The organism is Chitinophaga sp. CB10 (genome assembly GCA_001870995.2).
GTDB lineage: Bacteria > Bacteroidota > Bacteroidia > Chitinophagales > Chitinophagaceae > Chitinophaga.
On the sequence record MLAV02000003.1, the window covers coordinates 330,638 to 345,497 of the forward strand.

14 protein-coding genes are annotated in these 14,860 nt (G+C 52.5%); 2 read left to right on the forward strand and 12 right to left on the reverse strand.

Features of this window, described 5'->3' with window-relative positions:
• Nucleotides 1-3 precede the first annotated feature (3 nt).
• On the forward strand, nucleotides 4-852 hold the full coding sequence (locus BOC67_RS06785) for a 3-hydroxyacyl-CoA dehydrogenase NAD-binding domain-containing protein (protein ID WP_291908540.1): 849 nt from the start codon (nucleotides 4-6) through the stop codon (nucleotides 850-852).
• A gap of 56 nt (nucleotides 853-908) precedes the next feature.
• Nucleotides 909-1,892: an NAD-dependent epimerase/dehydratase family protein gene (locus BOC67_RS06790; protein WP_291908544.1), complete on the forward strand. Its 984-nt coding sequence runs from the start codon at nucleotides 909-911 to the stop codon at nucleotides 1,890-1,892.
• Here BOC67_RS06790 and BOC67_RS06795 read toward each other — a convergent pair.
• The 12 genes from BOC67_RS06795 to BOC67_RS06850 all read right to left on the reverse strand — a co-directional run bounded on the left by BOC67_RS06795 (nucleotide 1,878) and on the right by BOC67_RS06850 (nucleotide 14,838).
• Nucleotides 1,878-2,552: a hypothetical protein gene (locus BOC67_RS06795; RefSeq protein WP_291908547.1), complete on the reverse strand. Its 675-nt coding sequence runs from the start codon at nucleotides 2,550-2,552 to the stop codon at nucleotides 1,878-1,880. The genes BOC67_RS06790 and BOC67_RS06795 overlap by 15 nt on opposite strands.
• Before the next feature lie 72 nt (nucleotides 2,553-2,624).
• Nucleotides 2,625-3,572: a UDP-3-O-(3-hydroxymyristoyl)glucosamine N-acyltransferase gene (locus BOC67_RS06800; protein ID WP_291908549.1), complete on the reverse strand. Its 948-nt coding sequence runs from the start codon at nucleotides 3,570-3,572 to the stop codon at nucleotides 2,625-2,627.
• A gap of 497 nt (nucleotides 3,573-4,069) precedes the next feature.
• Nucleotides 4,070-5,443, reverse strand: coding sequence for an oxygen-independent coproporphyrinogen III oxidase (gene hemN, locus BOC67_RS06805; RefSeq protein ID WP_367115538.1), 1,374 nt, complete (start codon nucleotides 5,441-5,443; stop codon nucleotides 4,070-4,072).
• Entirely contained in the window at nucleotides 5,433-6,143 is a 711-nt protein-coding gene (locus BOC67_RS06810; protein WP_291908554.1) for a sulfite exporter TauE/SafE family protein, read from the reverse strand. Before BOC67_RS06810 ends, hemN begins: the two co-directional genes overlap by 11 nt.
• A 5-nt stretch (nucleotides 6,144-6,148) precedes the next feature.
• On the reverse strand, nucleotides 6,149-6,586 hold the full coding sequence (locus BOC67_RS06815; protein ID WP_291908558.1) for a FixH family protein: 438 nt from the start codon (nucleotides 6,584-6,586) through the stop codon (nucleotides 6,149-6,151).
• Between the two features lie 28 nt (nucleotides 6,587-6,614).
• Nucleotides 6,615-8,006 carry a cytochrome c oxidase accessory protein CcoG gene (gene ccoG, locus BOC67_RS06820; RefSeq protein WP_291908560.1) on the reverse strand — a complete coding sequence of 464 codons (1,392 nt, stop codon included), beginning with the start codon at nucleotides 8,004-8,006 and terminating at the stop codon, nucleotides 6,615-6,617.
• 3 nt (nucleotides 8,007-8,009) lie between these two features.
• The gene (locus tag BOC67_RS06825) at nucleotides 8,010-9,077 is read right to left on the reverse strand and encodes a cbb3-type cytochrome c oxidase N-terminal domain-containing protein (protein ID WP_291908563.1); all 1,068 of its coding nucleotides are present in this window, start codon (nucleotides 9,075-9,077) and stop codon (nucleotides 8,010-8,012) included.
• Between the two features lie 8 nt (nucleotides 9,078-9,085).
• On the reverse strand, nucleotides 9,086-9,256 hold the full coding sequence (locus BOC67_RS06830) for a CcoQ/FixQ family Cbb3-type cytochrome c oxidase assembly chaperone (RefSeq protein WP_291908566.1): 171 nt from the start codon (nucleotides 9,254-9,256) through the stop codon (nucleotides 9,086-9,088).
• A gap of 11 nt (nucleotides 9,257-9,267) precedes the next feature.
• Nucleotides 9,268-11,496 (reverse strand): cytochrome-c oxidase, cbb3-type subunit I, encoded by a 2,229-nt coding sequence (gene ccoN, locus BOC67_RS06835; RefSeq protein ID WP_367115539.1) that lies wholly within the window; start codon nucleotides 11,494-11,496, stop codon nucleotides 9,268-9,270.
• A complete protein-coding gene (ccoS, locus tag BOC67_RS06840; protein WP_291908570.1) occupies nucleotides 11,435-11,593 on the reverse strand; it encodes a cbb3-type cytochrome oxidase assembly protein CcoS in 159 nt (52 codons plus the stop codon). Before ccoS ends, ccoN begins: the two co-directional genes overlap by 62 nt.
• Before the next feature lie 195 nt (nucleotides 11,594-11,788).
• Entirely contained in the window at nucleotides 11,789-14,215 is a 2,427-nt protein-coding gene (locus BOC67_RS06845) for a heavy metal translocating P-type ATPase metal-binding domain-containing protein (RefSeq protein WP_291908572.1), read from the reverse strand.
• Nucleotides 14,215-14,838 carry a hypothetical protein gene (locus tag BOC67_RS06850; protein WP_291908575.1) on the reverse strand — a complete coding sequence of 208 codons (624 nt, stop codon included), beginning with the start codon at nucleotides 14,836-14,838 and terminating at the stop codon, nucleotides 14,215-14,217. The genes BOC67_RS06845 and BOC67_RS06850 overlap by 1 nt, the downstream gene beginning before the upstream one ends.
• Between the last annotated feature and the right edge of the window lie 22 nt (nucleotides 14,839-14,860).

A 14,860-nucleotide genomic window follows, 5' to 3' on the forward strand; every position in this document is an offset into this window, starting at 1 on the left:
AATATGATTCAAACCATCGCAGTTTGCGGCGCCGGCACTATGGGCGCCGGCATTGCTCAGGTAGCCGCTTCCAGCGGTTTTTCCACTATCTTATTTGACATCGCTCCCGCGATGCTGGACAGGGCCAAAGCTCAGATTGAAAAGAGCCTGGCCCTGGCTGTTGATAAGGGCAGGATTACCCCCGAAAACAAGGCAGAAACCCTGCAAAAACTCCGTTTTACCAGCAATATGGAGGAATGTATCGCCGATGTGATTATCGAGGCTATAATCGAGAAAATGGAAGCGAAAGTATCCCTCTTCAACCAGCTGGCAGAATGCAACCATGCAGATACCATTTTCGCCACCAATACCTCTTCCCTCTCTGTATCCGCCCTTGCTGCCGCCATCAGCGTAAACCCTTCCCGCGTGGTAGGAATGCACTTCTTCAACCCTGCCCATGCCATGAAGCTGGTAGAGGTGATTTCGGGTGCGCAAACCTCCGAAACTGCCGCCGGCGCCATTTACACACTGGCCAGGCAGATGGGCAAAACGCCTGTAAAGGTGAAAGACTCCCCGGGATTCATCGTAAACCGGGTAGCCAGGCATTATTATCTGGAAGCCATGAAAATTGCGGAGGAAGGCATTGCCGATTTCAGCGGTATCGATCAGTTGCTGGAAGCCGCGGGGTTCAGGATGGGGCCATTTGCCCTGATGGACCTCATCGGCAACGATATCAACCTGGCCGTATCGCAATCGCTCTACAACGCCTTTGACCAGGCGCCCCGCTTTAAGCCAAACCACCTGCAGGAGCAGCGGGTGAAGGAGGGCAAGCTGGGCAGGAAAACCGGCCTTGGTTTCTATCGTTACGAGTAATATCCAAACAAACAGCCTATTTTTGAGCCTGCGATTGTAAAAAAGAAACACTTCACATGATTTTAGTAACCGGCGGAACTGGTCTTTTAGGTAGTCATCTTATTCGTTCACTTGTGGCAGCAGGGAAACCTGTCCGCGCATTGTACCGTAAGCAACCGGCTACGGCGTTGCAGGATATACAGCACAAAATAGAATGGGTAAAATGCGATATCCTGGACGTAATAGAGCTGGAACAAGCCATGGAAGGCATTGAGCAGGTATATCACTGCGCAGGCGTCGTTTCTTTTACACCCGGCAATAATGACCTCCGGCAGGTAAACGTGGAAGGGACGGCCAACGTGGTGAACCTGGCCCTGGATGCCGGCGTCAAAAAACTGGTGCATGTGAGTTCGGTAGCTGCCCTGGGCCGCGTGAAAGACGGTATTCACATATCAGAAGAAAGCGAATGGGAGCAGAGTAAGCACAACTCCAAATACAGCATCAGCAAATATGAAGGCGAGATGGAAGTATGGAGAGGCATTGCCGAAGGGCTGCCTGCCGTTATCGTCAACCCTTCCATCATCCTTGGCGCAGGCAACTGGTCAGAAGGTTCCAGCGCCCTCTTCAGGAACGCCTACAAGGAGTTTCCCTACTATACCAACGGGGTAAACGGCTTTGTGGACGTACGGGATGTGGTGAAAGCGATGATGCTGCTGATGGACAGTCCTATTACCGAGGAGCGCTTTATCCTCTCTGCCGATAACTGGAGTTATAAAGAGCTGTTCACCGCCATGGCGAAGGCGATGAATAAAAAACCGCCTGCGAAGGAAGCCACTCCTTTTATGTCAGGCATTGTATGGAGAGTGGAAAAACTGAAACACCTGTTTGGCGGTAAATCCCCACTTATCACCAAAGAAACGGCCCATACGGCCCAGCTGAAAGTGTACTACAAAAACGACAAGATCCGCGAATGTTTACCGGGTTTCAACTTCCGGCCGCTGGCTACCACTATTGAGGAGCTGAGCAGGCAGTTCCTGCAGGACGTGTCAGCGCAGCAGTAACGCGCCTATGGCCGCAGTCAGTACCCGGGTTGTGGCCGGATCGAGCCCGTTGCGCACCCATACCTCGGGCGTGGCGCCTGGTATTACCGCGGCCACCGACTTCTTCCCTGATTTAAATACATAACACAGGTTTTCGTACGAATTGGCCGGCCCGAACCGGTTATTGGCAGTGATACGGATATTTTCCCCGGCGGTGCGTAAAATGCCGGCAGGTTTGTCCGCATTCAGCTCCATGTAGGTGGAGGATTTCAGTATCATCTCCCAGCGTTGCTGCCCTTCGTTGGCAGGCAGGTCAAACAGCGCGTAAAACAACGTGGCTTTGTCCGACGCTTTGGAGAGGAAATCCGGCAGGTCGCTGTTCAGAAAAGCGATATGCGTGACTTCCGCTGTTTGCACGGTAGTGGTGGTACCGTTGCCGCTTACGTTAAAATAAAACGCTTTGCCGGGAGTTTTGATGGTGGGGGCGAGCGCGGGGGATATCCCGTTTTTCCGTGAGGAGGTGGAGTAATCCCCATAGGTGATGGTTTTGGCGGTAAACCAACCATCGTCTATGGATACACGCCATTGGTGAGCGGTGTCGTACAGGTCGTCTTTGGGAAAACGCTGGGCGGTTGCGGTACCTGCAATGAGCAACAGCATTATTACGATCATTGAGCGCATGGGCTATGCTTTAAAAACAACAGAGGAGCATATGGTATGCTCCTCTGCGAATGTAATATTTTGCGGCTGATATCAGGAAAGGTGTTTGATCTTTTCCCAGATTTCCGGAATACGTTTGATCCAGGCCAGTTCTTTTTTCTTGGTGCGGGCTTCTTCCGCAGGGTAACCGAAGTACACCTTACCGCCTTCCAGCGAGCTGGGCACGCCGCTTTGCGCGAGCACGACAGCGTTTTTGCCGATCACCAGGTCCTTGGAGACGCCCACCTGACCCCAGAGGATCACGTTATCTTCGATGATGGCTTTACCGCCGATACCTACCTGTGCGGCAAACAGGCAGTTCTTACCGATGATGGTACCATGCCCGATGTGGATCATGTTATCGAACTTGGTGCCCCTGCCGATGATGGTATCGCCGCTCACGCCCTTATCGATGGTGCAACCTGCGCCGATTTCCACATCATCTTCGATGATCACCCTTCCGCAGCTTTCCAGCTTGTCGTACATCACTTCCCGGTCCGCCCTTTTCTTGAAATAAAATGCATCCGCGCCTATGATGGTACCTGCCTGGATGATCACATTATCCCCGATCACGGAGTGGTCGTAAATGGTTACGTTTGGATGGATAATGCAGTTGCGGCCGATGCGCACATGATTGCCAATGAATACGTTAGGTTGAATAACAGTTCCTTCTCCTATCACCGCGGTATCGCTGATGGCTTTTGTTGCCGGCTCAAACGGACGGTAGTACTTCACCAGTTTCACGTAAGCGCTGAACGGGTCGTTTACCACGAGCAATGCTTTGCCTTGCGGACAATCCACCTTCTTGTTGATGATGATGATCGTGGCTGCGGAATTCAGACTTGCTGAATAGTATTTTTCAAAGTCTACGAAGGAGATATCTCCCGGCGTAACTTTATGTATCTCGTTGATGCCGGTGGCCATCAACTGGCTGTTACCAACCAGCTCCGCGCCTATCATGTTTGCGATTTCCGTTACGGCAACAGGTGCTTCGAACTTCATATGAACTGAATTATAGAATAAGATTTAAAGAGCAACAAAGGTAGTAAATCAGAGAGTGCAATGTAGTTTTTCAGCGCGGAAGTTGCAGCTATTTTCGAAGGTGCATTCTGTTGTTATCCACAATTATTTTAGTAGTGTGAATAAAATTTTTTGTAAAATTTTTCTTTTGTCATGAAATTATTTTTAATATTGTGTAGGGAATTTTGTTTCCCTGTACTTACTAACCCATTCACATAATAAGAAAGTCTGATTGTCTACACAGTCAGACTTTTTTTATTGCCTCTGAAATCCGCTGCAGCAGCACGTTTCAAGCGACGCGTATTTTTCTCCTCTGCTTTTATGCACCAACCCCGCACATGATTTTCCACTTCAAGGTAAAGTAACGTGTTCCGGTGGATAACTATCAAAAATTGAATTTTGGGGAGATAGGGATGCCGGACAGCCCGATTTTTTCTTATTCTGAAAAAATCGGGCTTATCCGGGAGCCGATGTCAGCATTAAATGGCGCTGCTGAAGAGTTGAGATGCCGGCAACTTACGCCACAAACGCGCATCGAACGCCATGCAGATATTCCTTATAAACGTTCTGCCCTGGGGCGTTACAACGATCCTGTCCGGCAGTACATCCACCAGTCCGTCCCTTTCCAGCTCCTGTAATCTTTCGATACCATCCACAATCGCATCACACTGCGTGTCTGCCTTGCGCCAGGTAGTGGAAAAGCGGCACATCAGGTTGTGAATATGACCGCGGATCAGCAGGTCTTCTTCATTGAGCAGGTGACCGCGCACTACCGGAAACTTTCCCTGGCGTACCTTTTCCTGGTAGTCGGCGATGCGCTTTTCATTCTGCACATAAGCATACCAGTTATCGCCGATGGAAGAAGCGCCCAGGCCCACCAGCAGGGAGGTATGCAATACGGTATAACCCATGAAGTTACGGTGCAGCGTACCGTTGTTCCGGGCATGGTATAACTCATCGGCGGGGAGTGCAAAATGGTCCATGCCTATCTCTGTATAACCTGCTTCCACAAACAGCGCTTTGCCCGTTTCATACAACCTGCGTTTCTCCCCTTCTTTCGGGAGATCAGCCTCATCGTATTTACGCTGCCCCACTCCTTTGATCCAGGGCACGTGGGCATAACTGTAGAAGGAGATCCTGTCCGGCCGCAGCAACGTCACCTTTCTGATCGTGTCTTCCACGGTTTGCACCGTTTGCAGCGGCAGCCCGTAAATGAGGTCGAAGTTGACCGAAGTAAACCCGATGGTTCTGGCCTGCCTGACCACCGCTTCCACTGTGTCCGCATCCTGTACGCGGTTGATCATGTCCTGCACTTTCGGGTCAAAGTCCTGTATGCCCAAACTGATCCTGCGGAAGCCGAGGCGATAGAGCAGCTGCAGGTGTGCCGGGGTGGTATTGCCAGGATGGCCTTCGAAGCTCAGCGCTGCATCGGGTAGCAGCGTTGCGTTTTCGAACAAACCTTCCATCAGTTGACTCAGGTGTTCCGCACTGAAGAAAGTAGGCGTACCGCCTCCCAGATGCACTTCCGTGATGCGGGGCTTGCCGTCAAAGGCATTGAGATAAAGTTTCCACTCCTGCAGTAAAGCGGAAATGTAGGGCGTTTCCACGCTGTGATTGACGGTAATATGTTTGTTGCAACCGCAGTAGGTGCATAACTTTTCACAGAACGGAAGGTGGATATAGATGCTGATGCCTTCCTTGTCGTTCGACTCCCGGAATGACCGCCTTAGCAAAGCCTTCCATTCTTCCTCATTAAAACTTGCTTCATCCCAGTAGGGAACGGTGGGATAGCTGGTATAGCGTGGCGCTGCCACGTTGTATTTTTGTAGTAAGCTCATTGATTCAGGGTTTATGGCAGTGAATAAAATCAGTGGGCGACTGTTCGTTTAGCTGCGGGCTGAGGTAGGGAATGCCCAGGTTCATGCCCCGCATGATGAGCATGATTGCCATGATGGCCACCATAACGGGTACCATCCTGCGCATGTAGTTGCGGATACCTGCGCTGAGCAGCTGCCCGAACCAGGCGGCAGCTGCCATGGCGGGCAGGGTTCCGGCGCCGAATGCCGTCATGAAAAGCATTCCTTTTTCTACAGTGCCGGTAGATGCAGCGCCGGCAATTCCCATATACACTAACCCGCAGGGCAACAAACCATTGAGTACGCCTATGGTGAAGAGGGTATGAAAGCGTTGGGCTGCGAGTAACCGCCCGAGGTACGATTTTATACGCGCGGTAACAATACCCGGAGCGGATAAACGAAGTTTCCGGTGGAGGGTGAGCGATTGCAGCAGCAGCCCAAATAAGAGCAGCAGGCCCGCTGTAACGGACAGCCATTGCTGAAAGCCCGCGAGGGATGCCTGTTGCCCCAGCCAGCCGAAAATAAGCCCTAAAACAGCATACATGCTTATCCTGCCGGCATTGTACAGCAGGATGCCGCCCAGTTTCTTAACGCCTTCCAGTCGCCTCACCGGAAGGGTAAGCGCAATGGGCCCGCACATTCCCACACAGTGGAAGCTGCCGGCAAAGCCAACCAGGAAAGCGGAGAGTGTGAACATATGGATTAGTTAATGTGTAAAACCTGTTCGTGGTAATAAGGCTTGTTATTCATTTCCCAGCTCACCTTTACGCGGTAGTTGCCAGGAACGAATTTTTCCCTTCCAACTACCTGAGTACCAGCTGCATCAGGGTGCAGCGGCACGCTAAAATCCCTGCCGGCATCAGAAGGGCGGTAGAAGTTCACGGCGCCTTTTACCGGCGTGCCTACCAGCTCCTGCGGGACGCGGATGGTGACCGCTTCCGCCGGCTGGGTGATGGTGACGGGCGATGAAAGCGCGCCTGCATTAGCACGGCCTTCGATCACTTCCTGGTATTTAAGTTCTTCGCTGTAGTAATCTTTGGTCACCATGTCCACCTTCGTGCGCATGCTTTTGGTAACCAGTGTGAGTATGCCTGCGGCAAACAACACAAAAACGATGATGATGCTATGTCCCCAGTTCATGATAAATAATTGAATTTGTGTGCAATAGCTACTGCTCCACCGGTCCGGAAAAGGTGGTGGTAAGCGTGGCTACCGGCTGGTTATGTTGATATAATCCTACTTTGATCTTCGACTTTCTGCCGTGTACTTCCGTGCGGGGCAGTACGATAAAGAAGGCGCCTTCCCCCTGCCCTTCCGCTTTGACGGTGATAGCAGGTTTACCGATCATTTCTATCTGGCCGGATGCGTTTTCCAGGCGGAGTTGCAGCGGGATGGCAGCCGTCGTTTTATTGATCAGCTTTATGCGGTAGAGGTTGGAGACGCTATCCGTACCCCGTTCCTGGTAGAGCATTCCCGCGGTGCGGATAATCGTGCCCGTTACCGGTTTGCGGCTCGCGAGCATAAAGGTGATGGCCCCGAGGATCAGCGCCAGGATGGCGCTGTAAACTTTCATGCGGGGGGTGAAATGCAGCTGTTCCTTTTTAGCAATGCCGTTTTCGGAAGCGTAACGGATAAGTCCACGGGGACGGCCTGTTTTCTCCATCATAAAATCACAGGCATCGATACACGCGGTACAGCTCACGCATTCCAGTTGCGTACCGTTCCGTATATCTATCCCCGTCGGACAAACCCTTACGCACTGCATACAATCGATGCAGTCGCCCTTATCATGATTCCCGTTTTTGGCGTATTTACCGCGGGGTTCTCCCCGGTTGTAATCGTAGGCCACGATCACGGAGTTTTTGTCCAGTAAAACGCCCTGGAGGCGTCCGTACGGGCAAATAATCGTGCATACCTGCTCCCTCAGGAAGGCATACACGCCATAAAAGACCCCTGAAAACACGAGGATGGCGATGAAGCCGCCGGTATGCGCTTCAAAGGGGCCGGTAATAATTTTTCCCAGCGCTTTGGCGCCAATGATATAAGCGAGGAAGATGTTGGCAATGAGGAAGGACAGCCCGTAAAATACCAGGTGCTTGGCGGATTTACGGAGTATTTTTCCCGTATTCCACGGGGCTTTGGCGAGCTGCTGCTGTTGGGCGGCGCTACCTTCTATCCAATATTCCAGCCTGCGGAACAACATTTCCATGAAAATCGTCTGCGGGCATGCCCAGCCGCAGAAGAGGCGGCCGAATGCCATGGTAAACAGCACAATGAAGAGGATAAATGCCAGCATGGCCAGCCCGAAGATGAAGAAGTCCTGCGGCCAGAAAATAAACCCGAACAGGATAAACTTCCCTTCCAGCACATTGAGCATAAACAAGGGCCTGCCATTTATGGAAATAAACGGCAGGCTGAAAAATGCAATGAAATAGAAAATGCTGAGTACAGTGCGGATCCTGTAGAAACGGCCGGACGGCTGTTTGGCGAAGATCCACCTGCGTTTTCCCTGTTTATCAACTGTGGCTATGCTATCTCTGAATGTTGTACTGTCTTCCATCTGCTACTGTTCTTTTTCGCCCTGGGGCGCTTTTGGATTGGGAGGGTTGGAGCCTTTGATCGATTCGATGTAGCTGGCCAGCATGGCTATCTGCCGTGGGGAGAAATCTTCCTGCCAGGCTTTCATCCCTTTTTCCGGTACGCCGTACTTAATGGTTTTGAACACATCGTTGATCCTGCCGCCATGGAGCCAGTATTCGTCCGTCAGGTTGGGGCCTACTACGCCCTGCCCCTGCGGGCCGTGGCAGGGTGCGCAGTTGCTGGTGAACAGTTTTTGGCCGGCGGCCAGGTCATCAGCGGAGGTGAGCATTTTCACCGTGTTTTCGTCTACGTTATTGGCAGCATTTTTCAGGAATTCCGCTTTGGCGGCAGCGGCTTTCTGTTCCGCCATGGCCAGCTCCTCGAGCTGGGTGGGCGCTGTGCCGGAAACATAACCCCGCCAGAGGTACACAACGGCAAAGGCTATACTGAAATAGAAGCCCCATTTCCACCATGGTGGGGTGGGGTTATTCAGCTCGCGTATTCCATCGTAGTCGTGCCCCATGTCCTGCTCTGCTTCGGAGGCGGCATCCACTGTTTTAGTGTTGTTGAGCTTCTCCAGCCAGGTGATGCGGGGCTTGCCCGCAACGGGAGCTTTCTTTGGCCTGCGCTTTCGCTGAATACCCACCAGGTGTTTCAGGGTAAAAAGCAGACTTATGATTACCAGGATTTCTAGAAGGATAACGGATACCAGCGTCCACAGGGAGGTTTTGGACAAAATGCCGCTGGTAGGCGCTTCCACGAGCGCATCGGCGGCGTGGGCCTTCAGTGCGCCGGACATGGCCAGCATGATTACGCCGATGGTGATCATGGCCTTGCCGGCATCTTTTTTCATTCTTTCACGGAAGATGTCCATCGCGCCCATGACCGCGTTGGCGAGTACGGCGATCGCTATCAGCAGGAAGCCGGCAATGATCAGCAGCACCAGCGCTACGGGGTCGGCAAGCTCGGAAGGCTGAGGCTTTCCGCTGGCCAGCGTCGGCACGCCCGCAAGCGTACCGGCTGTTAATATAAGAAGTGATCTGATGTTCATGTTGGTGATTAATTTTCGTCTTGATCCAGTGGAATACGGCTTACATGATCCATCATTCGTTTATCGGCGCTGAATGCCAGGAAGGCGGCTCCGATAAAGAAAAGGCAGAAGATCAACAGGGATGCAAGCGGGTAAATGCTTACGCCGGTGATGGATTGCAGGTAGTTGATGAATTTCATGATAACTGGTTTTAGAAGTCAGTGTTGGCGGTAGCTGCAGGCTGTTCCCTGATATCCTTTCCGAGGCGTTGCAGGTAGGCAATGAGCGCTACGATTTCCCGGTCCTTCCCTACCGGCAGCTTATCCTTTTTCAGGTTGGCAACGATGCCGTTGGCCTGCGCTTCCAGTTCGTCGTTGGCTTTGGTTTCGTATCCCTGCGGATAAGGAACGCCCAGCTTACGCATGACGCTGATCATGGCCGGCGTCCTGCTTTTATCGATCCGGTCCTCAAACAGCCATGGATAGGCCGGCATGATAGAACCGGGCGACATGGAGGTTGGGTCCAGCATGTGGTTGAAGTGCCAGGAGTCAGGATATTTACCGCCCAGCCGCGCCAGGTCCGGCCCGGTGCGTTTGGAGCCCCACTGGAACGGATGGTCGTACACAAACTCGCCGGCTTTTGAATATTCGCCGTAACGCGCTACTTCATCGCGGAACGGACGGATCATCTGAGAGTGGCACGTATAACATCCCTCCCTCAGATAAATATCACGCCCGTGCAGTTCCAGCGGTGTATAGGGTTTTACACTGGCGATAGTGGGAATATTACTTTTAACCAGGAAGGTGGGGACCATTTCCAGCAGGCCGCCAATACCCACCACGATGAGGCTGAATACCACCAATTGAACTGGCCGCCTTTCGATCCAATTATGCCAATGGGTTTTACCGTGGGTGGTAATCATTTTCGGCAAGGGCGCTGCCCCGGCAGCCTCATTGGCAACAAAACTGCCGCTACGTATGGTTTTGCGGAGATTCACTATCATTAATATCACCCCCCCTAAATAAAACAAACCTCCTGCTGCACGCAGTGCATACATGGGCAGAATGGCGCTCACGGTTTCCAGGAACTGGTATTTTAAAGTGCCCTCTTCTGTGAACTGTTTCCACATCATGCTCTGTGTAAAGGCCGCCCAGTACAGGGGAATGGCATAGAAGATAATGCCGAGCGTGCCCAGCCAAAAGTGTGCGTTGGCCCATTTGCGGCTGTAGAGCTGCGTATTGAATATTCTCGGGATCATCCAGTAGAGGATGCCGAAGGTGAGGAATCCGTTCCAGCCCAGCGCTCCCACGTGTACGTGCGCAATCGTCCAGTCGGTATAATGGCTGATTGCATTTACGTTTTTGAGGGAGAGCATCGGCCCTTCGAAGGTGGCCATGCCGTAGCAGGTAAGGGCGACTACGAAAAACTTCAGGATAGCGTCTTCCCGCACCCTGTCCCACGCGCCGCGGAGCGTCAGCAAGCCATTCAGCATACCGCCCCAGGACGGCGCGATGAGCATGACGGAAAATACGGTGCCGAGGGACTGGGCCCACTCCGGCAGCGCCGTGTATAACAGGTGGTGCGGGCCTGCCCAGATATAAATAAAGATCAGTGACCAGAAGTGTATGATAGACCAGCGGTAGGAATATACCGGCCTGTTGGCCGCCTTGGGTACGAAGTAGTACATCAGCCCCAGGTAAGGCGTGGTGAGGAAGAAGGCCACCGCATTATGACCGTACCACCATTGCACCAGCGCATCCTGCACGCCAGCGTACCAGCTGTAACTTTTGAATAACGCGACCGGATACTCGAAGGAGTTAATGATGTGCAGCATCGCAATGGCTACCCAGGTGCCGATGTAGAACCAGATTGCCACGTAGAGGTGCGACTCCCGGCGCTTTAAAATTGTGCCCAGCATGTTGGCGCCAAACACCAGCCACACCAGTGTGATGGCAATATCAAAAGGCCATTCCAGCTCCGCGTATTCCTTGCCGGTAGTGTATCCCAGGAAGAGCGTGAGCGCGCCGCCGGCAATGATGGCCTGCCAGCCCCAGAAGTGAATTTTGCTCAGCAGGTCGCTGAACATCCGCGCTTTACATAAGCGTTGCAGGGAATAGTACACGCCCATGAAAATACCGTTGCCTACAAAGGCAAAGATGACGGCGTTGGTGTGTACCGGGCGCAGACGACCAAAAGTGGTGGGCGCAAAACCGAGGTTGAGGTCGGGGATTACCAGCGCGGTAGCCGCCCACAGCCCTGCCAGCATGCCTATGAGGCCCCAGAAGACACAGGCGTAGGCAAACCATTTAACCGTTCGGTTGTCGTAATAAAAATGTTCTAAAGACATAAGTATGATGGATTGATGTGCGGAATTACGTTTAGTCGTTCTTGTTAGCCTGGCGGTCTTCAAACAGGATGCGGTGCGCAGGAGAAAAATCATCTTCAAACTGCCCGTGTTTCACGGACCAGATAAATGCGGCCAGGAACCCGAGCGCAACGGCAAGACTCGCGCCCAGTAAGAGAATGATGACGCCCATAGCAACAGTAGTTTGGTGGTCGTAAGCTTCCCGTGCGACAAGGGTTACCCGTTGCCCCGCAAACAACCGTTTGCGGGGCCCATTTCAATTACGGGCAATTCATACTAGCGCTTTGGAGTTCTTACTATGTATATGTTTCGTGTCGGTAGCAAAGGTAATTTTGGCGTACAGGCAGTACAATGATATAACTCACTGTCAAACATGATTTTTGTCAGGCATTCGCTGAAATCCTTTGTCAGACAGCCTTTTGCCGTATGCTTCACTCATACTCCACGTGAGCAGGATAATGCTGATGGAGCTGGCGGGCATCAGGATAGCCGCTACCAGCGGGGATAGCATGGCCTGTACGGCGAAGTAAAGTCCGGTGATGTTATACGCCAGGGACATGAGGAAGCTCACGATCACAATATGCCGGTTGGCTTTGCATAAGCGTATGAATGCCGGCAGCATGATCAGTTGTTGCGCTTCGATAATGCCATCGCTGGCGGGCGTAAAATTGTTGGCGCTTTCTGCCACGGAAATGCCGGTATCGCTTTGCCGGAGGGCGCCGGCGTCGTTTAGGCCATCGCCGATCATCAATACTTTTTCGCCCTGTTGCTGTAGTTGGATAATGTAATCCAGCTTGTCCGCAGGCTTTTGCTCAAAGCGCAGGGTGGCGCTGCTTCCCATGAGTATGCGCAGGCTTGCTGCTTCGCGGGTATTATCCCCGGAAAGCACGGATAACGTATAATGATTGCGGATAGTTTCCAGCATGCTTCTTATGCCGGGCCGGTAGCCGTTGCGGACGGTAAAAAGGCCGGTGGGCGCACCGTTGAATCCAACGTACACGATGCTGCCATCGTGCTCATCGGACCGGGGAATGCCTACAAATTCAGCGCTGCCCATGCGGATGTACTGGTCTTCTATCCATCCGGAGATGCCTTTGCCTTCGTATTCTTTAAAATCCTTTACGGGGTGTTGACTGCTATTGCCGCAGTAATTATTGATAGCGTTGCTGAGCGGGTGGGTGGATTGCGCCGCCAGGCTGCTGATCATCATTTCCTGCGCGGGGCTGAGGGTATTGCCGAAGTAGCGTACTTCCGTGCCTGACTTGCCCATAAGCGTACCGGTTTTATCGAAAACAATATGCGTGGTATTGGCCAGGTTTTCGATGGATTGCGCGTTGCGCAGGTACAGCTTGTGGCGGGAGAGGATGCGCAGTATATGCCCGTTGGTAAAAGAAGAAGCCAGCAGCAAGGCGCAGGGGCAGGCAATAATTAATATAGCCGTTACCGATGGCCAGATGCGGGACGGATCTTTGACGGCCCATACGGCGGCGGTGACAACCGCAATGAGCAGCACCACCCAGGTGAAGTACTGGCTGAGCAGGTGTACGAACGAAACGTTGCGGTCATCCTTCTTTTGCAGTTCATCGCGGTTCCAGAGGCTGGTGAGGTAGCTCTGCGCTACCTCTTTGATGGTGAGTACTTCGATATTACTCCCCATTTGCCTGCCTCCTGCGTACACGATTTCTCCGACGGATTTTGTGACCGGCGCGGCTTCGCCGGTAACGAAGCTATAGTCGATCAGCGCTTCCCCGCGGGAAATAATGCCGTCTGCCGGGATCAGCTCCTGGTGATGAATCAGCAGGGTATCGTTTGTTTTAATGTCCGGCAGCGTGGTAGGTACGGGTTTGCCGTCCTTTATAACGGAAACGGCTATGGGAAAATAGGACGTATAGTCGCGGTCAAATGATAAGCCCTGGTAAGTTTTTTCCTGCAGGATGCGGCCGATGAGCATAAAGAAGACGATGCCCGTCATGGAATCGAAGTAGCCGGATTGCCCTGCGGCCACTTCCGTCAGGCTCCGGATGAAGGTGACGAGGATGGCCAGTACGATGGGCACGTCGATATTGAGGAAGCCGTGTTTGAGCCCGGCCCAGGCGGATTTATAAAAGGCCTGTGCGCTGTAGAAGAATACAGGCAGGGAAAGGGCCAGGTTCATGTACCTGAACATATTGTTCATGGCGGCATCCGTGTGGCCTGACCCGGAAAAATATTCCGGGAAGCTGAGCAGCATAATATTGCCGAAGCAGAACCCGGCTACGCCCAGCTGGTACACTAGTTTCCGTTGTATGCGGGGCTTTTTTTCCTGCATATCATTGAGGGAAATGTAGGGTTCGTAGCCGACGGACGTCAATGCTTCCGCTACTTCGCGGAGGCTGGTTTGCGCCGGGTGATAGATGACCCTTGCTTCCTTTTTACTAAAGTTGACGGTTACACGCAGTACGCCCCTGTTGAGTTTATGAAGGTTTTCCAGCAGCCAGAGGCAGGAGCTGCAGTGTATTTGCGGGAGGTAGAAGGTAACGTGGGCCTGTTCCGCATCCTTATACCGGATCAGGTGTTGCTGCACCTTTTCATCGTCCAGGAAGGCGAATTTATCTTTCCTGACCTGCATGCGCTGGTTTACGCCTGGTTGTGCATTCAGGTCGTAATATTCGCAGAGGTTGTGCTGGTGCAGAATTTCATATACAATTTTGCAACCTTCGCAGCAGAAAGTTTTTTCTGCCATGACGATCGGGCTGCCGTGGCAATCCTGCCCGCAATGGAAGCAGGCGAGCTGTGTTTGCATGGTATCGGACATCAGTCAATGCTTGAAGAGTGAGGCAAATCGTCCTGCCGGATGATCATGGTTCCTGGTTTGGTAACGGCCGGGTACAGGATATTCCGGGTTACGTATATCCATTGGTGTACGAGTTGTTCCAGGGAGTACATATCTCCCACGCATAGCTTATAGGCGTTGCTCCAGGTGGCCTGTAGCTGGTAATTGTCCGTTACCTGACGCAGCTTTTGCAGCAGCAGGGTTATTTTTTGGTGAGAAGATCTGATGGAGTGATAGGTAGCAGGCTGTATGCAGCGAACATCCTCCCGGTTGCCATATGCCGTAATCACCACCGGAAACAATATAGTACCCTCCTTCCGGACAAGCTGAAGGATTTCAGCCTGCATCCGGGAAAACAGCAGGTGCTGGATATCGGTTGCCGGCGGCGCCTGCTGATCGTCCTGCCGGTCGATTGCAAAGTAGGACAATACCTGTTCTGCGGTTTGTTCTACCGGTGTATGGAATTTATGAGCGATGACCTCGCAGAGTTCTGCGGGGCATAGTTCATGAAAGTTGATAATGGCAAAAGGCAGCATCAGTACGGGCGTATTGTTGATGCAGCAAAAATACCGGGCGCGCAAAGCGCGTCCAATGACTTGCGTCAAGCGCAAAACTGATATTTATCAG